Genomic DNA, 23,222 nt, shown 5'->3' on the forward strand with positions numbered 1-23,222 from the left:
GGGTCAGAGCAGCAGGGCGATCGCGCGCACGGCAGCCGCGCACAGGGCGACGAAGCCGCCCAGCACGGCCAGTGCGCGCAGCCCTTCCCTGCGCAGCTCCGGCAGCCGGGAGCCGACCCGCTCGATCTCCCGGCCGGTGATGCCCCCGCACAGCATGCCGAACACCACGCCCGCCACGGTGACCGGCGCGGGCTGCTGCCACCAGGACGAATCGATCACGCCGCCGCCGGTGATCCAGAGCGCTCCGCCCGCCGCCACCGCGACGGGCGCGCCGGGCCACACGACCGCCGTCGTGGCCGCGCCCACCAGCGCGAACGGGAACAACAGCACCCGCAACGTCACCCGGACCCGCCGCGAGGTGCGTTTCCTGACCATCCAGTGGCCCATCCAGAGCGTCCTGGTCAGCACCACGAACACGGCCGTGATGCCGATGGAGGCGATCGGCCACATCACCGACGCCACCACACACGGCACGGCCAGCACGGCGAGCAGCACCAGCGCCGTGTTGCCGGCCGGCAGCGTGGTGGCCTCGGACCTGAGCCTGGCCTCGCGGGCGGTCGTCTGGGACCTGGTACGGGCCCGTACGGCCGTCTGAGCGCCCTCACGGACGCGGCTGCGCACCGCCGCGCCCCTGCCGTCGGCGCCCACCCGGCTCCGCGCCGTCGTCTTGCCGTCCTCACCGCGCGCCCGCGACGACGGCGTCTTGCCGTCGTCCCCGCGCGCCCGTGACAAGGGCGTCTTGCCGTCATCCCCGCGCACCCGGGACGGTGACGCCTGGCCGTCGTCGACACGTCCCCGGGCCTTGACGTCGTCGCCACGGCTCCGAGCCGGCGGCACCTTGCCGTCGTCGCCCCGTGCCCGCGCCTTCACGTCCTCGCCACGGCTCCGGGACAGCGGCGCCTTGCCGTCGTCACCCCGGCTCCGGGGCGTCGGCTTGCCGTCGTCCACGGCGCGGCCCCGTGGCGGCGGCACCTTCCCGTCGGTGGTCGCGCGGGCGCGGGGCTGTGCCTTGCCGTCAGCGGCCGTACGGGAGCGAGGCGAGGGCACCTTGCCGTCAGCGCGCGGGCGCGGCGTCACGGGCTCCTCACCGGCGCGCCCGCGCGGCGGCACGGACTTGGCGTCCTCCACCGTACGGCCCCGCGCCTCCTCCTCGGCGGCCCCGGCCCTGGGCTCGGCCTCGGAGGTGCTGGTCGCCTTGGCCAGCCGGGCCAGGCGGTCGGCCAGCAGCGCCGCGGTGGGCCGTTTGCCCGGCTCGCGGTTGAGCGCCGCCCGCACCAGCGGCAGCAGCGCCACCGGGACGCCCTTGAGGTCGGCCTGGCCGTTCAGCACCGCGTACATCTGCGCCTCGGGCGTGCCGCGCCCGAACGTCGGCCGGCCGGTGGCGGCGAACGCCACCGTGGCCGCCCAGGCGTGCACGTCGGCGGGCGACTCCACCTGCTCGTCGGCGAAGATCTCCGGCGCGGTGTAGCCGGGCGTGCCGAGGAACGTGCCGGTCATGGTGAGCCGGGTGGCGTCGATCACCTGCGCGATGCCGAAGTCGATGAGCACCGGGCCGTCGGCGCCCATGATGATGTTGCCGGGCTTGAGGTCGCGGTGCACGATCCCGGCCGCGTGGATGATGGCGAGCGCGGTGGCGATGCCGTGGGCGAGATCGACGAGCTGCGCCAGGTCCAGCGACCCCTGCTTGCGCACGAGGTCCAGCAGCGTGGCGCCCTCGATGTGGTCCATGACCAGGTAGGGGCGAGCGCACGACAGGTCGGCGTCGAGGACCTTCGCCACGTACGGGCTCTCGACCCTGCGCAGTGCGCGGACCTCGCGTTCGAGCCTGATGCGTGAGGAATCGTCCTCGCTGAGGTCGTGCAGCACCTTGAGTGCGACACGCTCACCACGGCGAGCGCTCGCGAGGTAGACCTCGCCCATGCCGCCACGGCCAAGCCGCTCAAGCAGGGTGTAAGGCCCGACCTTGCCGAGCTTGCTCACCGTCCCTCCCCGCTCGGCGCGCCCATAAGGGACACAACCCTAGCGCCGAGACGGGGAAAGACGGCCGCGGCGCGCCGAAGGCTCGGCCGCGAAGGTGGGAACGCCCCGCCCGCAGACCGTCGAGCCCCGCCCGCAGACCGTCGAGCCTCGCCCACAGACCGTCGAGCCCCGCTCCTGCCTCCTACGGCCCAGCCTCTTACGACCCTGCCTCCTACGGTGCCGGGTCCTGTCCGCCGATCCGGTCAGCTGCCTGACCCCGCGATGACCGTGCCCTCTGACGTGCGCAGGTGGCCGTCGCCGGTGTAGACCCACTTGGTGGAGGTCAGCTCGGGCAGGCCCAGCGGGCCGCGCGCGTGCAGCTTCTGGGTGGAGATGCCGATCTCCGCGCCGAAGCCGAACTCGCCGCCGTCGGTGAACCGGGTGGAGGCGTTGACCGCGACCGCCGCCGAGTCCACCAGCGACACGAACCTGCGGGCCGCCTGCTGGGAGCGGGTCACGATCGCCTCGGTGTGGCCGGAGCCGTAACGCCTGATGTGCGCCACGGCCTCCTCCAGGGAGCCGACGACGGCGGCGGCGATGTCGTAGGAGAGGTATTCGGCGAAGAAGTCCTCCTCGGTGGCGGGCACCACCTCGCCGTGGCGGGCGATCGCCTCGTCGCCGTGCACCGTCACGCCCGCCGCCTTGAGCGCGTCGAGCGCCTTCGGCACGAAGTCCCCTGCCACGTCGGCGTGCACCAGGAACGTCTCGGCCGCGTTGCACACCGAGGGCCGCTGCGCCTTGGCGTTGACCAGGATCTCCACGGCCAGCCCCTGGTCGGCCTCGGCGTCGACGTAGACGTGGCAGTTGCCGACGCCGGTCTCGATCACCGGCACGGTCGACTCCTCGACCACCGAGTTGATGAGCGACGCGCCGCCGCGCGGGATCAGCACGTCGACCAGCCCGCGAGCGCGCATCAGCTCCTTGACGGAGTCCCGGGTGAGGCCCGGGACGAGCTGCACGGCCCCGGCCGGGACCTCGGTGCCCGCCAGCGCCTCCTGCATGACGCGCACCAGCGTGGTGTTGGAGGAGTAGGCGCTGGAGGAGCCCCGCAGCAGCACCGCGTTGCCGCTCTTGAGGCAGAGCGCGGCGGCGTCGACGGTGACGTTGGGGCGGCCCTCGTAGATGATCCCGATGACGCCCATCGGCACCCTCAGCTGGCGCAGCTCCAGCCCGTTGGGCAGGGTGGAGCCGCGCACCACCTCGCCCACGGGATCGGGCAGGTCGGCCACCTGCCGCACCGCCTCGGCGATGGCGCCGATCCGGGCCTCGTCGAGCCGGAGCCGGTCGACCATGGCCTCGGAGGTGCCCTGCGCCCTGGCCCGCTCGACGTCCTCGGCGTTGGCCTCGACGATCTCGGCGGCGTGCGCGACCAGCGCATCGGCGACGGCACGCAGCGCCCGGTCCTTGGGCGCCCGCGGCAGCGGGGCCAGCTCGGCGGCGGCCTCCCGTGCGGCGTGGGCGACCCGTAGGAACTCTGTTGTCATGCCTTCACTCCGCGTGCTCGTCGTCGGACCTCAGCTGTGGGACTCCAGTATGACGATGTCGTCACGGTGAATCAGCTCGCGTTCATATTCCGGACCGAGTGCGACGGCCAGCTCCCTGGTGGAGCGCCCGAGCAGCTCGGGGATCTCACCGGCGTCGAAGTTGACCAGTCCGCGCGCCAGCACCCGCCCACGCGGTCCGCACAGGTCGACTGGGTCACCGGCGGCGAACTCGCCCTCGACCGAGGTGACCCCGGCGGGCAGCAGCGACTTGCGCCGGGTGACGACGGCCTCGACCGCGCCCGCGTCGAGATGCAGCCGCCCGCGCCCGGTGGCCGCGTGGGCCAGCCACAGCAGCCGGGTGCCCGGATGCCGGCCGCCCGGGTGGAAGAAGGTGCCGACGTCGGCCCCGGCCAGCGCCTGGGCGGCGTGCGCGGCGGCGGTCAGCATCACCGGCACGCCCGCGCCGGTGGCGATCTTGGCCGCCTGCACCTTGGTGATCATGCCGCCGGTGCCGACCCGGCCGGCGCTCCTGCCCAGCTCGACACCGACCAGGTCCTCCGGCCCGCGGATCTCCGCCAGCCGCCGCGACCCGGCCCGGCTGGGCGGGCCGTCGTACAGTGCGTCCACGTCGGAGAGCAGCACCAGCGCGTCGGCCCTGATGAGATGGCTGACCAGGGCCGCCAGCCGGTCGTTGTCGCCGAAGCGGATCTCGTCGGTGGCGACGGTGTCGTTCTCGTTGACGATCGGCACGATGCCGAGGTCCAGCAGCCGGTCCAGGGTGCGCTGGGCGTTGGCGTGGTGGGCCCGGCGCATCATGTCGTCGGCGGTCAGCAGCACCTGCCCGACGCGCAAACCGTACCGGGCGAAGGAGGAGGTGTAGCGGGCGACCAGCACGCCCTGGCCGACCGACGCGGCGGCCTGCTGCGTGGCGAGGTCGCGAGGTCGCGAGGCCAGCCCGAGCGGGCCGAGACCCGCCGCGATCGCACCTGAGGAGACCAGGACGATCTGCGTGCCCGCGCGCCGGCGCGTCGCGAGCACGTCCACGAGCGCGTCGACCCGGTCCACGTCGATCGTGCCCTCTGGGGTGGTGAGCGAGGACGATCCGACCTTGACGACGACCTTGGACGCTGACCTCAGCTGTTCGCGCACGTCCAAAGCTTATCCGAGCCTTTCTGACGGCTTTGCCGCTGCGGTCACACCAGCCGGTTGTCGGAGCCGCGTGGCCCCTGCCGCACCGCCTCGGCGTTGAGCGTGGGCTGCCAGTCGAAGACGTACCCGCCCTCCATCGGCCCGATCACGACCTCCGCCCCGGCGGTGGCACCGGCCTTGACCAGCTCCTGCTCCACCCCGAGCCGCTCCAGCCGGTCGGCGAGATAGCCCACGGCCTCGTCGTTGGTGAAGTCGGTCTGCCTGATCCACCGCTCCGGCTTCTCGCCGGTCACCTGGAAGATGGTGTCGTTCACCCGGCGCACCTGGAATCCGGCCTCGCCGAGCTGCTTGGGCCTGATGACCAGCCGCGTCGGCTCCTCGACCGGCCGGTTGGCGCGGGCGGCGGCCACCCACTCCCCCATCGCGAAGGTCAGCTCGCGCAGCCCGTCGTGGGTGGCGGCGGACACGGTGAAGACCCGCAGCCCCCGCTCCTCGAACTCGGGGCGTACCAGCTCGGCCAGCTCGCGGGCGTCGGGCACGTCCGACTTGTTCAGCACGACCATGCGCGGGCGGCCTTCGAGCTTGCCGTACGCCCGCAGCTCGGCCTCGATCACCTCGTAGTCGGTGACGGGGTCGCGCCCCGGCTCCATGGTGGCGCAGTCGATGACGTGCAGCAGCATGTCGCACCGCTCGACGTGGCGCAGGAACTCGTGGCCCAGCCCCTTGCCCTCGGAGGCGCCGGGGATCAGCCCCGGCACGTCGGCGACGGTGAAGATGTGGTCGCCCGCCGTCACCACGCCCAGGTTGGGGATCAGGGTGGTGAACGGATAATCGGCGATCTTGGGCTTGGCCGCGCTCAGCGCCGCGATCAGCGACGACTTGCCCGCGCTGGGGAAGCCGACCAGCGCCACGTCGGCGACGCTCTTGAGCTCCAGCATGACGTCCAGCGCGTCACCGGGCTCGCCGAGCAGCGCGAACCCCGGAGCCTTCCGCTTGGCGCTGGCCAGTGCGGCGTTGCCGAGCCCGCCGTGCCCGCCCTGGGCGATCACGTAACGGGTCCCCACGCCCACCAGGTCGACCAGCACCTCGCCGCTCTGGGCGTCCTTGACGACGGTGCCGCTGGGCACCGGCAGGACCACGTCGCCGCCGTTGGCCCCGTCCCGGTTGGAGCCCTGGCCCTGCTTGCCGCTGTCGGCCTTGCGGTGCGGGCGGTGGTGGTACTCGAGCAGTGTGGCGGTGTTGGGATCCACTTCGAGGATCACGTCGCCGCCGCGCCCGCCGTTGCCGCCGTCGGGGCCGCCCAGCGGCTTGAACTTCTCCCGGTGCACGGAGGCGCAGCCGTTCCCCCCGTCACCGGCCCTGACATGCAGGATCACCTGGTCCACGAAGTCCGGCATTTCCGCTTCTCCTCCATCGGCCCCTGGGGCCCTCATGCGATCCTCGCCGATGGCGAGTCCTGCCTCAAACATCAGGCGCGGCACCGGTCACGGCGCCGCGCCACAAACAGCGAAAGGGTGGATCGGCAGGCGATCCACCCTTTCTACAACCCGCGACGCGGCGTATTTACTCCGCGACGGGGACGATGCTCACGGCGCGACGACCGCGCTTGGTGCCGAACTGCACGTGGCCCGCGGACAGCGCGAACAGCGTGTCATCGCCACCACGGCCGACGTTGTCGCCGGGGTGGAAGTGGGTGCCACGCTGACGGACGATGATCTCGCCCGCGTTGACCAGCTGGCCGCCGAAGCGCTTGACGCCCAGGCGCTGAGCGTTGGAGTCGCGGCCGTTCCGGGTGGACGACGCGCCCTTCTTGTGTGCCATCTCTAACTCCCGATCAGGCCTGGTCGATACCGGTGATCTTCACCTGGGTGTACCGCTGACGGTGACCCTGGCGCTTCTTGTAACCGGTCTTGTTCTTGTACTTGAGGATGCGGATCTTGGGGCCCTTGGTCTCACCGAGAATCTCGGCGCTGACCATGAACTTGCCCGCCTCCGTGGTCACATCGCCGTCGTTGACGACGAGCACCGTCGGCAGCGAAACCGAAGAGCCGACCTCGCCGGCGACCTTGTCCACCTCGAGGACGTCACCGACGGAGACCTTCTGCTGCCTGCCGCCGCAACGAACGATCGCGTACACCGCGGAACCCTTCTACTGACTCACTGTTGCGATCCATCGGCCATCCCCTGCGGAATGGCCGCTGACTCCGAATGCTGCGCCCGTCATTCGGCCCATCTGGAACCGACGAACCGTGGGGCGCGCCAACAGGGCACGTCACCTGACGCACCGGTTGTCTAGGGTACCGGATTAACGGCGCCCTAGGCGAACCGGACGATTCATCGGACAGTCCACCGAGCAGCGCTGCTACTCGCCGGACCTGGCTCGGCGGGAGCGTCGCCGCCCCCTGCCGGATGTCTGGCCGGCCTGGTCGTCCTCGGTCGGGACGTCTTCAAGCGCATCGGTCACGGTATCACGACCGGCGGAGTCCTTGGCCGCGGAAACCTTCTCCGAGACCGCCTTCTCCACTGCCATCTTGCCCTGGGTGCCACGCGGCTCGGGCTTGTGCTCGACCGGCTCCGTGGAGACGATCAGGCCGCGCCCGTTGCAGCAGTCACACGGCGTCGAGAACGCCTCCAGGAGCCCCTGACCGACCCGCTTACGCGTCATCTGCACCAGACCCAGCGACGTCACCTCGGCCACCTGGTGCTTGGTCCTGTCGCGCGCCAGGCACTCCAGCATCCGCCGCAGCACCAGGTCGCGGTTGGACTCCAGCACCATGTCGATGAAGTCGATGACGATGATGCCGCCGATGTCGCGCAACCTGAGCTGGCGGACGATCTCCTCGGCCGCCTCCAGGTTGTTGCGGGTGACGGTCTCCTCCAGGTTGCCGCCCTGGCCGGTGAACTTGCCGGTGTTGACGTCGACGACGGTCATCGCCTCGGTCCGGTCGATCACCAGGGAGCCGCCGCTCGGCAGCCACACCTTGCGCTCCATCGCCTTGCCGAGCTGCTCGTCGATCCGGTACGACTCGAACACGTCGCCCTGCTCGCCGTCCCACTTCGACAGCCGCTCGCCCAGGTGCGGCGCGACGTACTGCACGTACTCGTCGACCGTCTCCCAGGCGCCCTCACCCTGCACGACCAGCGAGGTGAAGTCCTCGTTGAAGACGTCACGGACCACCCGGACGGTCAGGTCCGGCTCGGCCGAGAGCAGTTCGGGCGGGCTGGCGTTCTTGGCCTTCTTCTGGATGGCCTCCCACTGCGCCGACAGGCGGGCCACGTCGCGGGCCAGCTCCTCCTCCGAGGCGCCCTCCGCCGCCGTACGCACGATCACGCCGGCGTTCTCGGGCATGACCTTCTTCAGGATGCTCTTGAGCCGGGTGCGCTCCTTGTCGGGCAGCTTGCGGCTGATGCCGGTCATCGAGCCGTCGGGCACGTAGACCAGGTAGCGGCCGGGCAGGCTGATCTGCGAGGTCAGGCGGGCGCCCTTGTGACCGATCGGGTCCTTGGTGACCTGCACCAGCACCGACTGACCGGACTTCAGCGCCGACTCGATGCGCTTGGGCTGGCCTTCCATGCCGGCGGTGTCGAAGTTGACCTCACCGGCGTACAGGACGGCGTTGCGGCCCTTGCCGATGTCGATGAAGGCGGCCTCCATCGACGGCAGCACGTTCTGGACCTTGCCCAGGTAGACGTTGCCGACGTAGGACTGGCTGGCCTCGCGGTTGACGTAGTGCTCGACGAGGACGCCGTCCTCCAGCACCGCGATCTGCGTACGGTCGCCCGTGCGGCGCACCACCATCATCCGGTCGACGGACTCCCGGCGGGCCAGGAACTCCGACTCGGTGATGATCGGCGGACGCCTGCGGCCGAGCTCACGGCCCTCGCGGCGGCGCTGCTTCTTGGCCTCCAGCCGGGTGGAGCCACGCACGCTCTGCACGCCGTCGGTGGCGATGTCGTGCGCGGCGGCGCGTCCCGAGCGGGGCGCGCGGATGCGGACGACCGTGTTGGGCGGGTCGTCCCCGGCGGGCTCGGCGACCTCCTCGTCGGTGCCGCGCCTGCGCCTGCGGCGGCGGCGACGGGAGCCGGTGCCCTCATCCTGGGACTCCTCGGGCTGCTCCTCCTCGCCCTCCTCCTCGGTGTCCTCGCCGTCGTCGGCGTCGTCACGCTCGCGCGACTTGCCACGGCCCCGGCCACCCCTGCGGCGACGCCGGCGGCGGCTGCCGCCCTCGTCGTCCTGCTCGTCGGAGCCGTCATCGACGTCGTCCTCGGTGACGGCCTCCTCGGCCGCCTCCTCGATCACCTCGGCGACCGGCTCGGGCTGCGGCTGGGGCTGCGGCTCGGGACGCACCGGCTTGGCCTGCGTCGGGTCGGGCGCCTGGAACAGCGGCGCGAAGATGGCCGCGGGCCGCTGGAAGGCCGTCCCCGGGTGGTCCTGCCTGCGCACGGTCAGCCCGAACGGGTCGGCCAGCAGACTCGGCTTGTCCTCTTCGTCCAGGTCCTCCCCGGCGGGCTCGTCGTCGAGCGGCTCGTCCTCGGGCAGGATCTCCAGGATGTCCTCGTCGGCGTCGGCTGCGCCGGCCCGCTGCGCGGCCGCCTCACCGACACTGGCAGCGGCCTGCGCCGCCACCCCTTCGCCGACCTGCCCGGAGGCTGCCGGTGCGGGCTCGGCGCCTGCCAGGTCCGCCTCGGCGGCACCGGCCGACGGGCGCGTCGCCTCCTGCTCGGCCTCCGACTTCTTCCGGGTGCGGCGCCGCTTGACAGGGGCCTCCTCAGCGGCCTGCTCGCCACCCACGGCGGCGCCGGCGTCCGCCGGGCTCTCCGCCACGCCGGTGGCTCCCGCGGCGCTGTCCGCGCCGCTCAGGGCGCCCTGCGCCCCACCGGTGACCTCGGCGGCCTCGGCGGCACTGTCCGCCGCCCCGGAAGCGGCGGCCTCCTCGGCCTTCTTGCTGGTACGGCGACGCGTCGTGGTCACGGTCGACCGGGTCCGCGCGCCACGCTTCGGCTTGTCCACCTCAACGGCGGCGGTCACGGCCTCCTCGACCCGGGTCCCCACCACCTCAGGCGAGACGTCGGACGCCTCCCCGGACACGCCCGCGGGGGGCTCGTCCGGGGTTCCGGCGGCGCGCTGCGCCGCCGTGCTGGGCACGGACCGTCCCTCGGTCACCGAGGGAGCGGCCTGTGCGGCCGGCGCGGTGACCGGGGCCGAAACCGGCTGCTCGGGCAGCTCGGGTGGCGGACCGGCCGGTCGGCTGGCCGCGCGGCGGCGCCTGGTCACCGTGGTCTGTTCTGTTGTCTCCCCGTCAGGGCCAATGGCCCCGGCGTTGGGCTCGTTCTCGTCGAGCATGCGGGCGCTCTCCCGTCAGCCCCCGGGCGCGTCGCCGCGCCGCGCAGGAGCCATCGTGTCTCGTTGTCCGCCACGCCCCCTTTCGAGGGCATGGCGCCAAGTCCTGTCAGTGGTAGCGCCCCGCGGGGCGCCTTCCTCAACCGACGTCGTGCTCACCCGCCGGTCCCGCCTCGCCGCCGCGCGTAGTCTCGCGGTCCAGGTCGAGCGGGTCGGCAAGCGCACCGGTGCTATCGTCCAGCGGCCCCTGCGCCAGCCTGGTCACCTCGGGGGGGACCGGCGGCGCGAAGTCGGCCACAAGGCGCAGCCCTGTGAGCACATCGTCGGGTCGAACGGCAGGCGTCATGTGCCGAACAACCATGCGCAGTATGACACACGACTGTCCAGCCACCTGAGCTGCAGTTCTCTCTGTCCCCTCGGGCACCGTGAGCCTCAGCACGGCCTCCCGCGCGTCGAAGCGGCGCGGACCCTTCTTCATGAGGCGCTCGACCTCCACGGTGCCGGCCGCGAGAAACTTCTCCACCGCTGTCACGGCGAGGTCGCGATCGGCACCGGGCAGGCGCACCTCCCACTCGGAGACTTCCAGGCGGTCGGCCAGCGCGCCGGGGCCGGCCTCGACAACGTCGAGCACATCCAGGCCCGGCGGCAGCGATCCGTCAAGATCGGTCCTGACCTGCTGCGGATCGCACGGCGTCGTGACGCCGATCTCGAGGTATTCGGCTTCGCTGGCAACGCCGGTCGGCGCCGCTCCCGCGTAGGAGATCTTCGGATGAGGCGAGAAACCCGCGCTGTAGGCCACCGGAATGCCGGCACGGCGGACCGCTCTTTCGACGGCCCGCGAGATGTCGCGGTGACTGGTGAAGCGCAGGCGTCCGCGCTTGGCGTAGCGCACACGCAGGCGCTGCACCGTTGGCGCGGGCGGGGGCCCATCGGGAACAGGTTTCAGAGCCTTGTCGTCCTTCCCTTATCAGAGTTCTTTCGTCCCAGGTTCCTTCAGGATATGCCGCCCCGAGGCCTGCCCGGCTCAGGATCATGTACGGCGAGACACCGGGCGCGCACTCAGAGCCGCTAGACGACGGTGAGGGGAAGAAGTTTCCTGCCGGTCGGACCGATCTGGATCTCCGTCCCCATGGTGGGGCAGACGCCGCAGTCGTAGCAGGGGGTCCAGCGGCAGTCCTCGACCTCGCCGCCGTTGACGGCCTCCTGCCAGTCCTGCCAGAGCCATTCGCGATCGAGCCCCGCGTCGAGGTGGTCCCAGGGCAGGACCTCGTTCTCTCCGCGTTCGCGCACGGTGTACCAGTCGACGTCGATGCCGGCCTTGGCCGCGGCCGCCATCCACCGCTCGTAGGAGAAGTGCTCGCTCCAGCCGTCGAACCGCCCGCCGTCCTCCCAGACGTTGCGGATGACGGCGCCGATCCGGCGGTCACCGCGCGAGAGCATGCCCTCGATGATCGACGGCTTGCCGTCGTGGTAGCGGAAGCCGATGGCCCGGCTGTACTCCCTGTCTCCCCTGAAGGAGTCGCGCAGCGCCTTGAGCCGCCTGTCGACGGTCTCGTGGTCGGTCTGACCCGCCCACTGGAACGGGGTGTGCGGCTTGGGCACGAACCCGCCGATGGAGACGGTGCAGCGGATGTCGCGCGAGCCGCTGGCCTCACGGCCCGCCTTGATGACCTTCTTGGCCAGGTCGGCGATGCCGAGCACGTCCTCGTCGGTCTCGGTGGGCAGGCCGCACATGAAGTAGAGCTTCACCTGCCGCCAGCCCTGGGAGTAAGCGGCGGTGACGGTGCGGATGAGGTCTTCCTCGGTGACCATCTTGTTGATCACCTTGCGCAGCCGCTCGGAGCCGCCTTCGGGAGCGAAGGTGAGGCCGGAGCGCCTGCCGTTGCGGGAGAACTCGTTGGCCAGGTCGATGTTGAAGGCGTCAACGCGGGTCGAGGGCAGCGACAGCGAGGTGTTGGTGCCTTCGTACTGGTCGGCCAGGCCCTTGGCGACCTCGCCGATCTCGCTGTGGTCGGCGGACGACAGCGACAGCAGGCCGACCTCGGTGAAGCCGGACTCCTTGATGCCGTTCTCGACCATGGCGCCGATCGTGGTGATCGAGCGTTCGCGAACCGGCCGGGTGATCATCCCGGCCTGGCAGAACCGGCAGCCGCGGGTGCAGCCGCGGAAGATCTCCACGCTGAACCGCTCGTGCACCGTCTCGGCCAGCGGGACCAGCGGCTTCTTCGGGTACGGCCACTCGTCGAGGTCCATGACCGTGTGCTTGTGCACCCGCCACGGCACGTCGGCCCGGTTGGGCGCGACCCGCTTGATGCGACCGTCGGGGTGATAGTCCACGTCGAAGAACTTCGGCACATAGACCCCGCCGGACTCGGCCAGCCGCATCAGCAGCTCGTCCCGCCCGCCGGGCTCGCCCTCGGCCTTCCACTCCCGGATGACCTCGGAGATGGCGATCGCGATCTGCTCGCCGTCGCCCAGCACCGCCGCGTCCAGGAAGTCGGCGATCGGCTCGGGATTGAAGGCGGCGTGCCCGCCCGCGAGCACGATCGGATCGTCCTCGCCCCGATCGGCGGCCAGCAACGGGATGCCGGCCAGATCCAGCGCGGTCAGCATGTTGGTGTAGCCGAGCTCGGTGGAGAACGACAGGCCGAGCACGTCGAAGGCGCGCACCGGCCGGTGCGCGTCGACGGTGAACTGCGGCACGCCCTCGGCGCGCATCAGCGCCTCAAGGTCGGGCCAGACCGCGTAGGTGCGCTCGGCCAGCGTCGCGGGCAGCTCGTTGAGGATCTCGTAGAGGATCGCGACCCCCTGGTTGGGCAGCCCGACCTCGTACGCGTCCGGGTACATCAGCGCCCAGCGCACGTCGGCCGCGTCCCAGTCCTTCACCGTCGAGTTGAGCTCACCCCCGACATACTGGATGGGCTTCTGCACCTTCGGCAGCAGCGCTTCCAGGCGGGGAAAAATCGACTCGACAGGCATACGCCCCACACTAGCGGCGCCCGTCACGTGACCGGTACTTCTAGGCGTACGACGGCTGCCTGCGCACCCGGATTCCCTGCAGCAACCCCACCGCGATCAGGTTCGCGAACGTGGCGGTGCCACCGTAGGAGACGAACGGCAACGGCAGGCCGGTGATCGGCATGATGCCGATCGTCATCCCCACATTCACAAACATCTGGAACGCGAACCAGCACACGATCGTGCCCGCGACCAGCGTCCCGAACCTGTCCTCACACTGCCTGGCGATCTTCAGCCCGCGCAGCAGGACCACGCCGAGCAGCAGCACGACCGTCGCCGCCCCCAGGAAGCCGAACTCCTCGCCCGCCACGGTGAAGATGAAGTCGGTGTGCTGCTCCGGCACGAACCGGCCGGTCGTCTGCCCGCCCCCGAGCAGACCTTTGCCGAACAGTTGCCCGGAGCCGATCGCGATGAGCGACTGCGTGCTGTTGTAGCCGACCCCGCGCGGGTCGACGTTCGGGTCGAGGAAGGCGGTGAACCGCGCGAGCTGGTACGGCTCCAGCATCTCGAAGTAGAACACGCTGAACACCCCGGCCGCGCCGACCAGCGTCAGCAAGGCGATGACCCGCTTGCGTACTCCCGAGATCATCAACGCGGAGGCCGAGATCGCCGCCAGCACCAGCGCGGTGCCGAGGTCGGGCTGCAGCATGACCAGCGCCAGTGACATCGCCGCCACCACCAGCGCCAGCAGCACGTCGAGGCCGCGCGGCCGATCTGTGCCCTCGACCGGCTGGGCGAGCAGCATGGCCGTGATCAGCAGCAGGCCGACCTTGGCGAACTCCGAGGGCTGCACCGCGAACCCGCCGCCCAGCAGGATCCACGAATGCGAGCCGTTGATCGTCGCCCCCAGCGGCGTGAGCACCAGGCCCAGCCCGATCAGCGAGACCAGGAACACCAGGGGCGCGTACGCCCGCACCGCCCGATGGTCCATCATCGAGACCGCTGCGCACAGGAACACGCCGATGCCCTGGTTGAGCAGGTGCTTCTTCAGCAGCCCCGTGGAGCCGGGGGCCCACGTCCTGGTCGACGACCACACCAGCAGAGCGCCGATCACCGACAGCGCGATGACCGCGACCAGCAGCACCCCGTCCAGCCGCCACACGATCGACTCCGGGCCGAACGCCCGCCGGGCGAGCGAGCGCCGCCTCCCCCTCAGCGCCCCGGTGGTCATTCCCTGATCACCGTTCCGTCGGGAGCGAACTTCGGCAGCTTCGACACGGGCTTGCCGCCCGGCAGCGCGGCCGGCCTCTTGATGCCGAAGATGCCCTCGTAGATCGCGCGGGCGGCGGGGGCGGCGGTCTGGGCGCCCATCCCGCCTTGCGAGACCATGACGACCACGACGAAGCGCGGGTTCTTGGTGGGCGCGAAGGAGGCGAACCAGGAAGTGTCCTGCTTGCCCCAGACCTCCGCCGTACCGGTCTTGCCGCCGATGCGCACCTTGTCCATCGGGAAGCCGCTGAACGCCCCGGCCGCGGTGCCGTCGGAGGCCACCTGGCTCAGCGCGTTCTTGATGTAGAGCCGCTCGTTCTCCTTGAGCGGCAGCTTGCCCACCACCGGCACGGGGACCTTCTTGACCACCTTGCCGTCCGGTCGCACCAGCGCCCACCCGATGCGCGGGCTGCGCACCTGGCCGTCGGTCACCAGCGCCGCGTACGCCCGGGCGAGCTGCAGCGGCGTCACCAGCACGTCACCCTGCCCGATGGAGAAGTTGGCCGAGTCACCGGGCCGCAGCACGAAGCCTTCGGTGCAGTTCTCGTGCGCCAGGCGCTTGAGGAAGGCCGCCCGCGCGGCGTCTTTCACCTCCGGATAGCCGGTGCTCGCGCGCTTGCAGTTGGTGGCGCTGGTCTGCGCCCACATCTCCTTCTTCCAGCGGCGGTCGGGGATGCGCCCCGCCGACTCCCCCGGCAGGTCGATCCCGGTCGGGCTGCCGAACCCGAATTTCCTGGCCGTGTTGGCGAACACCTCCTGGGCGTTCTTCTTCGGGGTGCGACCGCCGTCGCGCAGATACTGCTCGAAGGCCGCCCGGTAGAAGATCGTGTCGCACGACTTCACCAGCGCCAGGTGCAGCGACAGCGTGCCGAGAGGGATGCCGCGGAAGTTGTTGAAGGCCCGGCCGCCCACGTTGACCGAGCCGGGGCAGCTGTACTTCCCGTTCAGCGGGTAGCCGGCCCGCAGCATCGACGCCACCGACGACACCTTGAACGTCGAACCGGGCGCGAACTGGCCGTTGATCGCCCGCGACACCAGCGGCTTGCCCGACTTGTCCGACAGCAGGTGACGGTACATCCGCTCGGAGATGCCGCCCGCCCAGACCGCCGGGTCGTAGTCGGGGGCACTGGACAGCGCCAGCACCCGCCCGGTCCGCGGATCGAGCACCACCGCGGCGCCGCCGTCGGCCTGCGGCGCGGACTTCATCGCCTTCTGCAGCGCCTGCTCCGTCACGGCCTGGATGCGGGCGTCGATGCTGGTCACGAGGTGATCCCCGGCGACCGGCTCGACCTCCTGCTCCACGCCGAGGGCCTTGCCCATCCGGTCCACCTGCACCCGGCGCAGCCCCGCCTTGCCCCGCAGCTCCTCGTCGTAGACGTACTCGATGCCGTCGCGCCCGGCCAGGTCCACACCGGAGAACGTGGCCTTCAGCCCGACGCGCTTCTCCAGCTCGTCCTGGGTGACCGGAGACAGGTAGCCGAGCATCTGCGCACCCGCCCGGCCGCCCGGATACTCCCTGACCGCGTGGATCTCCGCCGAGATCCCGGGAAACTCCTCCTGCCGCTCCAGGATCTGCAGCGCCTCACGGGTGTCGACCTTTTCGTCGAGCGGGACGGGTTGGTACGGGGAGCCGGTCCAGCAGGGCTTGGGCACCTTCGGCCCGCAGGGCGTGATCCGCTTGCTCAGGTGGGCGACCGGCCTGCCGAGCACCTGCGACAGCTTGCTCAGCACCTTCAGCCCCTGGTCCTTCATCCTGGTGAGGCCGGTCCGGTCCACCGAGACGACCAGCGCGGTCTTGTTGCGCACCAGCGGGCGGCCCGACGAGTCGAGGATCTGCCCCCTGACGGCCGGCACGATCACGACTCTCGTCCTGGTCTCGGTCGCCCGGTTCACCAGCTCCGGCCCGCGTACGACCTGAACCTGCCACAGCCGTACGGTCAGCGCCGCGAGCAGGATCAGCACCAGCGCCTGCAGCACGATCAACCTGGTCCGCATCCTGGTCATATCGTGTACCTCGGCTGCTGCTGCCCGGCCCGCGCGGTCAGCCAGATCACCACGGGAGCCAGCACGAGTGTGTACACGACGGTCACGGGCACCTGCTCGGTCAGCGTGCTGACCGTCACCCTCGGATCGGAGAGCAATCCGCCGACCGCCGCGGCCAGCACCGGCGCGAGCAGCACGCACAGCACGACGGTGGTGACCCGGCCGCCCGCCCCACGCCCCGCCAGGTAACCGACCAGCGCGAAGACGAACGCGTACAGCCCCGCCAGATGCGCCGTCGGCGGCACGACGTCCACCAGCAGCCCCGTGCAGAACCCGATCACCGCCCCGGCCGCCGGCCCGCGCTGCAGCGCCACGCCCACCACGGCCAGCAGCACCAGGTCCGGCGCGCCCCCGGCCGGCAACGGCAGCCGGTTCACCAGCATGACCTGCGCCAGCACCGCCGCGACTATGACCACGGCCCCTGTCATCGAGCTCCCTCCCTGCGCGGCAGCACCGCGTCCCTCGGGTCACGCGCGGGGCCCCGTACCACCACGCCGACCACGTCCAGCGCCGTGAGGTCCGCGAACGGCTTGGCGTAAGCGATCCTGGTCAGCGCGCCCGGCGTCGCCTCCACCCGTTCGATCACCCCGATCGGCACCCCCGGCACGTACGGAGCGCCATGATGCGAGCCGAAGCTGACCAGGCGCCCGCCTCTGGTCATCGGCGCCGTCGAGTCGAGCAGCCGGAAGCGCAGGAGCCGGCCGTTCTCCCCCACCCCGTGCACGACGCCGATCTCCTGCCCGCCCTCCAGCCGCGCGCCCGCGGCGGACGCCGGGTCGCTCAGCAACACCACGGTCGACGTACGACTGGACGCACGGACGACCCGGCCGATCAGCCCGTCGCCGTTGAGCACGGTCATGTCGGCGCGCACGCCGTCGTCCGTGCCGGCGTCGAGCTCGATGGCGTCCTCGAAGCCCGGCTCGCCGCGCCTGGCGATCACGTTGGCCGGGAGGACTTGGTAGCCACCGAGCCCGGCGAGTCCCAGCAGCCGCCTGAGCTCGGTGGAGCGGGTCTCGTCGAGCTTGTTGGCCGCCAGGCCGGCGCGCAGCTTGGCGTTCTCCTTCTTGAGCCGCTCGATGTCCTCACGGGCGTGAGGAGCGGTGACGACCCCGTGCACGAACCCGCCCACGGAACGGGTCACGGCTCCGCCCACCTGCTCCGCCGTACCGAACACCCACGCACCGGCGGCGCGCAGCTGGCGCATCGGCGAGCCCTCGCCGGTGCGGTGGTCCACGGTCAGGATGACCAGCGCCGCCGTCAGTAGCATTCCCAGGATCAGCCGTGCGTGGCGCGAGTCCCTCATCAGCGTCGCGACTCCGGCACCAGCACCTGCTGCAGCGCCTCGAAGTCCTCCACACATCTGCCCGAGCCGAGCGCGACGGAGTCGAGCGCGTTCTCCACCAGATGCACCGGCATGCCCGTTTCCGCCTTGACCCGCTCGTCCATGCCTCTGAGCAGCGCGCCGCCGCCTGTGAGGGCGATGCCGCGGTCCATCAGATCGCCGGACAGCTCCGGCGGGCATCTGTCGAGCGTCGTCTTGACCGCGTCCACGATCGCGTTGACCGGCTCCTCGGTGGCCTTGCGGATCTCCTCCCCGGACACCACGATCGTCTTGGGCAGGCCGCTGACCAGGTCACGCCCACGGATCTCGGCATGCGCGTCACCGTCACAGGGGAAGGCCGAGCCGATCGCCATCTTGATCTCCTCGGCGGTGCGCTCGCCGAGCATGAGCGAGAACTCCTTCTTCACGAAAGTGATCACCGCCTGGTCCAGCTCGTCGCCGCCGACCCTGATCGACTGGCTGGTCACCACGCCGCCCATGGAGATGATCGCCACCTCGGTGGTGCCGCCCCCGATGTCCACCACCATGTTGCCGGTCGGCTCGTGCACCGGCAGGCCGGCCCCGATCGCCGCGGCCATCGGCTCCTCGACGATGTAGACCTTGCGCGCCCCCGCCTGGTAGCCCGCCTCCTTGACGGCCCGCTGCTCCACGCTCGTGATGCCGCTGGGCACGGCGATGATGATGCGCGGCTTGGCGAAATGACGCCGTTTGTGCACGCGCTGGATGAAATATCGCAGCATTCGCTCGGTGACGTCGAAGTCGGCGATCACCCCGTCCTTGAGCGGTCGTACGGCGACGATGTTGCCGGGCGTCCGGCCGATCATGCGTTTGGCCTCGATGCCGACCGCGACGATCCTGCCGCTGGCGGTGTTGATCGCGACGACCGACGGCTCGTTGAGCACGATGCCGCGACCGCGGACGTAGACCAGTGTGTTTGCGGTGCCGAGATCGACCGCCATGTCACGGCCGAGAAAGGCGAGCTTGCTGCCCATGGGGAACGGAGCCTTCCGTGACGTCGTTCGCCGAATGACTACGGATCGAATTCGAATCGTAACGTGACGTACCCACCAGGCCACGCAATGAGCCCGTGTGCCCCACAAAATTCTCGCGCCCCTCAGCCAACTCCAGCTTTGCCCGGAATGCGTCAGCTGGGCAGTTCTCGGCCGAAAACGAGAAGTGCCCGCTCGGCACGAGGCCGGCGGGCACCACATACGGCGGGGAGAGAGTACTCCCCGCGAGGCTCAGAAGCGGTCGGGGAAGAAGATCTTGATCTCCCTGGCGGCCGACTCGGGCGAGTCGGAGCCGTGGACGACGTTCTCGCCGATCTCGAGGGCGTGGTCGCCGCGGATCGTGCCGGGAGCGGACTTGACCGGGTCGGTCAGACCGGCCAGCGCGCGGAACGCCTCGACGGCCCGGGGACCCTCGAGCACCAGCGCGACCAGCGGGGCAGAGGTGATGAACTCGACGAGCTCGCCGAAGAACGGCCGCTCGGAGTGCTCGGCGTAGTGCGCCTTGGCGGTGTCGACGTCGAGGGTGCGCAGGTCCATCGCCACGACCTTGAGGCCCTTGCGCTCCACACGGGCGATCACGTCGCCGATGAGGCCGCGCTTGACCCCGTCGGGCTTGATCAGGACAAGAGTGCGCTCGGACACGTGGGATTCTCCTTTGAGATGGTCGCGGCCGGCTCTGAGGAACGCCCCGCCGCGTCGCTGAAACTGCGGCTCAGCTTACCGTCCCGCGGCGGTCCTCCAGCTTCGGCTCCTACGCCGGGGCGCCGTCCTCCGGCGACTGCGCGGGCGCCGGCACCGAGGAGACCGCACTGTTCTCCCGTACGTCATCGCGCCGCACGCTGTCGGCCTCCTCCTCCGTGGCGCGGGCACGGCGGGACAGCACCGCGCCCAGGACGATCACCACCACCACGAGGAACCCGCCCACCAGCGCCCACAGGTGCAGCGCGGAGACGAAGCCGTCGACGAGCTCCTGCGCCGAGCTGACGCCCCGCACCATCGTCAGCTGCACACCGGTGCCCAGCAGATAGCCGGCGAGCACGGCGGGCAGGCACAACGCCAGCGCGAACATCGCCGCCCCCACCTCCGCCTGGCCGGACGCCGCCGTGAGCGCCGCGGTCAGCGCCACCGACGCGCCGACCGCGAGCAGGGCGAACGGCACGACCAGCACCAGCCCCTCCGGCGACGGCGTCAGGAACCGCACCGAGGAGAGCCCCGCCACCATCGCCAGCAGGCCGAGCGATGTGACCCACCTGTTCGAGGCGGCGAACCGCCACACCAGGACCGCGGCCGCCACCGCCGCCAGCCCGGCCACACAGAACGGCAGCCACAGCCCCGACAGACCGGGCCCGCCGAGCCCGCGCATCTCCACGTACGTCACCTGAGCGATGCTGGGCAGCAGCACCACCCCGACGGCCACCATCGTGTACGACAACGCGCGGCTCTCGCGGCTGCCCGTGGACGCCAGCGCGAGCAGCCCGGCGATGGCCAGCACAGCCAGGAGGATCACCAGGTCGGCACGCCAGTCCTGGCTCGCGGTGCTGATCGCGAGCACCGCGATGCCGGCCGCCGGCGCGGTGGCCTTCAGCAACCGGCCGCGCTCCTGGAAACGCACGCCCGGCGCCGCGGGCCGCCCGGCGGCCATCCACAGCACCAAGTAGACGGCGGCGAGCGCGAGCGCGATGCCGGTCAGCAGCGGGAACGGCTGCAGCGTGACCTGCCAGCGCGTCACCCCGTCGAGCGGCCACAACGCCAGGGCCTGGGCGCCCAGCAGGCTCAGCGCCAGCATGCCGGCCCACAGGCCGCGCAGCACGGGCGCCCGATCCCAGACGGCGAACAGCGTGGCGGGCAGCAGCAGCCCCGCACCGATGCCGTGCGCCACGCGCAGCACGCCGACCACGAAGACCGACCCGGCGTAACCACCCGCCGCGTCGGCGACGGCCAGCAGCGCCAGGCCGCCGAGCAGGAGATGAGCGGCCTTGACCCGGCGCAGCGCCATGGCGGCGAGCGGGACGGTCAGCATCATCGCCGGAAGGGCGAGCCCGTGGGCCCGCATCAGCTCCACGCGGTCGATCCCGTCGGGCAGCAGCGCCGCGACGACGGACACGGTGTTGGGGATGGCGACGATCGCCAGCGGCAGCGCGGCCACGATGAGCAGCGCGAGCACGGCGTCGGAGAACCACCCGAGCTTTGCGCCGGACACAGCCGCATCCGCGGACCGATGATTTGAGGGGACGGCCATGAGGCTCGACTTTAGCGGGAAGTCACGCCCTCGACACGGCGAGCGACGAATATCGCGGTGATCCACAACGCCGTGAAGAGCGCACCCAGGAAGAACATCGCCGACACCATGAACCCGGTGCAGATCGCCAGGACCTGCACGACACTGCCCATGATGTACCCGGCCGGGCGCTTGAGCAGCCCCGCCGATACCACGCACAGCACGGCCAGCCCGATGCCGACCGTCACCGCCAGCGCCGGCGCGACCCCGCCGACGGAGATCGCCACCGGAGTCACCAGCGCGGCGACGATCGCCTCCATCCCGAGCACGCTCGACCCCAGCCTGCGCATGCCAGGCGTGACCTGGAACGACAGCAGCGAGCCCATCAGGAGCCTTCCGCCTTCAGCAGATGGCGGGCATCCCCCGCCGTGACCACGGACCCGGTGATCAGCACCCCGGTCCCGCTGAACTCCCCTTCGGCGTCGGCCATGCCGATCGCCTGGTCGATGGCCTCGTCCAGCCGCTCCACAACATGCACCCGGTCCTCACCGAAGAGCGGCACGGCCAGCGCCGCCAGCTCACCGGGAGACAGGGACCTGGGCGACGAGTTACGCGTGACGACGATCTCGTCGACCATCGGCTCCAGCAACTCCAGCAGCCCGTCGACATCCTTGTCCGACATGACCCCCATGACGGCGATGACCTTGGCGAAGCCGAACGCCTCCTGCAGCGACTCCAGAGTCGCCTCCATGCCACCCGGATTGTGCGCGGCGTCCACCACGACGGTCGGATTACGGCGTACGACCTCCATCCGGCCGGGCGAGGTCACCTGGGCGAACGCCTGCCGCACCAGCTCCACGTCCAGCGGATCGTCACCACCGGTCAGCGCCTCCACCGCGGCCAGCGCGCACACCGCGTTGCTCGCCTGATGGGTGCCGTAGAGCGGCAGGAAGACCTCGTCGTACACGCCCTTCAAGCCTCGCAGGGTCAGCAGCTGGCCGCCCAGCGCCACCTCACGGCTCAGTACGCCGAACTCCAGCCCCTCACGGGCCACCACCGCGCCCTCTGCGGCGGCCCGCCGCATCAGCACCTCGGCGGCGGGCAACTGCTGCTGCGCCAGCACGGCGGTGCTGCCGGCCTTGATGATGCCCGCCTTCTCGCCCGCGATGCTCGGGATGTCGGGCCCCAGCCGGTCGGTGTGATCCAGCGAGATCGGGGTGATGACGGCCACGGTCCCGTCGGCGACGTTCGTGGCGTCCCAGGAGCCGCCCATGCCGGCCTCGACGACCGCCACATCGATCGGCGTGTCGGCGAAGGCGGCGAACGCCATGGCCGTGAGGAGCTCGAAGAACTGGATCCGCCGCCCCTGCGTGTCGGCCAACTCGACGTAGGGCGCGATCTCCTCATAAACCTCGGCGAAACGCTCCTCGCTCAGCGGCTCACCGTCGACCGTGATCCGCTCGCGCATCGACTCCAGGTGCGGGCTCGTGAACCGGCCCACCCGCAGATTGCGCTCCTTGAGCAGGGCCTCGGTCAGTCGCGCCGTGCTCGTCTTGCCGTTGGTGCCCGCTATGTGAATGACGGGATAGGCCCGCTGCGGGGAGCCGAGCAGATCCACCAGGGCCGCGATCCGGTCCAGCGTCGGCTCGAAATCCCACTCGACGCCACGCTCCATGATCGCGCGTTCAACCGCACGAAAGTCCACCCCTCAACCCTACTGACCACCGCGACCGCTTCCCACGCGGGGCGAGGCAGGATGGCGGAGCGAGGTCGGATGGCATGGGGATGCCGGCGGCGTCTTGGGGGTTTGCGGAGGGCTTCGAGGGCTGGGGAACGCAAAATAGGGGGTCCCCATGCCTCGTAGGCTGGGAACCCCCTATTATCCAGGTGGCATCGCCGTAAGGCGTGGCCTTCCTGTCATACGTGCGTCTCACGTCCGTAGACGTGAGAATTCCGCGGAAATGCAGGAAGGGCCCCGACAGCCAAAGTGTCGAAGCCCTACCTGAAAGATTGTCCGGCGGTGACCTACTCTCCCACACCCTCCCGAGTGCAGTACCATCGGCGCTGAGAAGCTTAACTTCCGGGTTCGGAATGTAACCGGGTGTTTCCTTCCCGCCATAACCGCCGTAACCCTATGAAACACACAAACAACACTCAGCCAACCGTCACCGATTGCCTGAACAACTGCTTGTTGTCTCAGAATTGCGTAGTGGACGCGAGCAACAGGATCCCCCAAGTACGGCGCTGTTCCGGACCCGGCGAAGAGTACAGAACGCAGCACACACCTGAGCAACAATGCTTTGTGGTCAAGTCCTCGGCCTATTAGTACCGGTCAGCTCCACACGTTACCGTGCTTCCACCTCCGGCCTATCAACCCGGTCGTCTACCG

General features: G+C 70.7%; 18 protein-coding genes and 2 rRNA genes. All 20 read right to left on the reverse strand.

Annotated features, from left to right (window positions below; translation table 11 throughout):
• Positions 1–3: 3 nt before the first annotated feature.
• Positions 4–1,980 carry a protein kinase gene (locus ACIBQX_RS13175; protein WP_397003786.1) on the reverse strand — a complete coding sequence of 659 codons (1,977 nt, stop codon included), beginning with the start codon at positions 1,978–1,980 and terminating at the stop codon, positions 4–6.
• A gap of 242 nt (positions 1,981–2,222) precedes the next feature.
• Positions 2,223–3,503, reverse strand: coding sequence for a glutamate-5-semialdehyde dehydrogenase (locus ACIBQX_RS13180; protein ID WP_397003788.1), 1,281 nt, complete (start codon positions 3,501–3,503; stop codon positions 2,223–2,225).
• Between the two features lie 30 nt (positions 3,504–3,533).
• Positions 3,534–4,652, reverse strand: a complete 1,119-nt coding sequence (proB, locus tag ACIBQX_RS13185; protein ID WP_397003790.1) for a glutamate 5-kinase — start codon at positions 4,650–4,652, stop codon at positions 3,534–3,536.
• Between the two features lie 44 nt (positions 4,653–4,696).
• On the reverse strand, positions 4,697–6,049 hold the full coding sequence (obgE, locus tag ACIBQX_RS13190) for a GTPase ObgE (RefSeq protein WP_397003792.1): 1,353 nt from the start codon (positions 6,047–6,049) through the stop codon (positions 4,697–4,699).
• Between the two features lie 166 nt (positions 6,050–6,215).
• Positions 6,216–6,473 (reverse strand): 50S ribosomal protein L27, encoded by a 258-nt coding sequence (gene rpmA, locus ACIBQX_RS13195; protein ID WP_189144684.1) that lies wholly within the window; start codon positions 6,471–6,473, stop codon positions 6,216–6,218.
• 13 nt (positions 6,474–6,486) lie between these two features.
• Positions 6,487–6,789 (reverse strand): 50S ribosomal protein L21, encoded by a 303-nt coding sequence (gene rplU / locus ACIBQX_RS13200; protein WP_103963887.1) that lies wholly within the window; start codon positions 6,787–6,789, stop codon positions 6,487–6,489.
• Positions 6,790–7,014: 225 nt separating this feature from the next.
• On the reverse strand, positions 7,015–9,996 hold the full coding sequence (locus ACIBQX_RS13205; protein WP_397003795.1) for an Rne/Rng family ribonuclease: 2,982 nt from the start codon (positions 9,994–9,996) through the stop codon (positions 7,015–7,017).
• Between the two features lie 136 nt (positions 9,997–10,132).
• Positions 10,133–10,885: a TIGR03936 family radical SAM-associated protein gene (locus ACIBQX_RS13210; RefSeq protein ID WP_397003797.1), complete on the reverse strand. Its 753-nt coding sequence runs from the start codon at positions 10,883–10,885 to the stop codon at positions 10,133–10,135.
• Positions 10,886–11,061: 176 nt separating this feature from the next.
• Positions 11,062–12,972, reverse strand: a complete 1,911-nt coding sequence (locus tag ACIBQX_RS13215) for a TIGR03960 family B12-binding radical SAM protein (RefSeq protein ID WP_397003799.1) — start codon at positions 12,970–12,972, stop codon at positions 11,062–11,064.
• 40 nt (positions 12,973–13,012) lie between these two features.
• Positions 13,013–14,182 (reverse strand): rod shape-determining protein RodA, encoded by a 1,170-nt coding sequence (gene rodA, locus ACIBQX_RS13220; protein ID WP_397003801.1) that lies wholly within the window; start codon positions 14,180–14,182, stop codon positions 13,013–13,015.
• Positions 14,179–16,224 carry a penicillin-binding protein 2 gene (mrdA, locus tag ACIBQX_RS13225; protein ID WP_397003803.1) on the reverse strand — a complete coding sequence of 682 codons (2,046 nt, stop codon included), beginning with the start codon at positions 16,222–16,224 and terminating at the stop codon, positions 14,179–14,181. Before mrdA ends, rodA begins: the two co-directional genes overlap by 4 nt.
• Positions 16,221–16,691 carry a rod shape-determining protein MreD gene (gene mreD, locus ACIBQX_RS13230; RefSeq protein ID WP_397003805.1) on the reverse strand — a complete coding sequence of 157 codons (471 nt, stop codon included), beginning with the start codon at positions 16,689–16,691 and terminating at the stop codon, positions 16,221–16,223. The genes mrdA and mreD overlap by 4 nt, the downstream gene beginning before the upstream one ends.
• Positions 16,688–17,566, reverse strand: a complete 879-nt coding sequence (mreC, locus tag ACIBQX_RS13235) for a rod shape-determining protein MreC (RefSeq protein ID WP_397003807.1) — start codon at positions 17,564–17,566, stop codon at positions 16,688–16,690. Before mreC ends, mreD begins: the two co-directional genes overlap by 4 nt.
• Positions 17,566–18,597, reverse strand: coding sequence for a rod shape-determining protein (locus ACIBQX_RS13240; RefSeq protein WP_397003809.1), 1,032 nt, complete (start codon positions 18,595–18,597; stop codon positions 17,566–17,568). The genes mreC and ACIBQX_RS13240 overlap by 1 nt, the downstream gene beginning before the upstream one ends.
• Before the next feature lie 249 nt (positions 18,598–18,846).
• On the reverse strand, positions 18,847–19,257 hold the full coding sequence (gene ndk, locus ACIBQX_RS13245; RefSeq protein WP_157246518.1) for a nucleoside-diphosphate kinase: 411 nt from the start codon (positions 19,255–19,257) through the stop codon (positions 18,847–18,849).
• A 109-nt stretch (positions 19,258–19,366) separates the two neighbouring features.
• A complete protein-coding gene (locus ACIBQX_RS13250; RefSeq protein ID WP_397003811.1) occupies positions 19,367–20,815 on the reverse strand; it encodes a hypothetical protein in 1,449 nt (482 codons plus the stop codon).
• 50 nt (positions 20,816–20,865) lie between these two features.
• Positions 20,866–21,219, reverse strand: coding sequence for a DUF4233 domain-containing protein (locus tag ACIBQX_RS13255; RefSeq protein ID WP_397003813.1), 354 nt, complete (start codon positions 21,217–21,219; stop codon positions 20,866–20,868).
• Positions 21,219–22,508 carry a bifunctional folylpolyglutamate synthase/dihydrofolate synthase gene (locus tag ACIBQX_RS13260; protein WP_397003889.1) on the reverse strand — a complete coding sequence of 430 codons (1,290 nt, stop codon included), beginning with the start codon at positions 22,506–22,508 and terminating at the stop codon, positions 21,219–21,221. Before ACIBQX_RS13260 ends, ACIBQX_RS13255 begins: the two co-directional genes overlap by 1 nt.
• Positions 22,509–22,845: 337 nt before the next feature.
• A 5S ribosomal RNA gene (rrf, locus tag ACIBQX_RS13265) occupies positions 22,846–22,962 on the reverse strand.
• A gap of 173 nt (positions 22,963–23,135) precedes the next feature.
• Positions 23,136–23,222 (reverse strand): 23S ribosomal RNA (locus tag ACIBQX_RS13270); the annotation flags it as partial.

The organism is Nonomuraea sp. NPDC049714 (assembly GCF_044465295.1).
Classification (GTDB): domain Bacteria; phylum Actinomycetota; class Actinomycetes; order Streptosporangiales; family Streptosporangiaceae; genus Nonomuraea.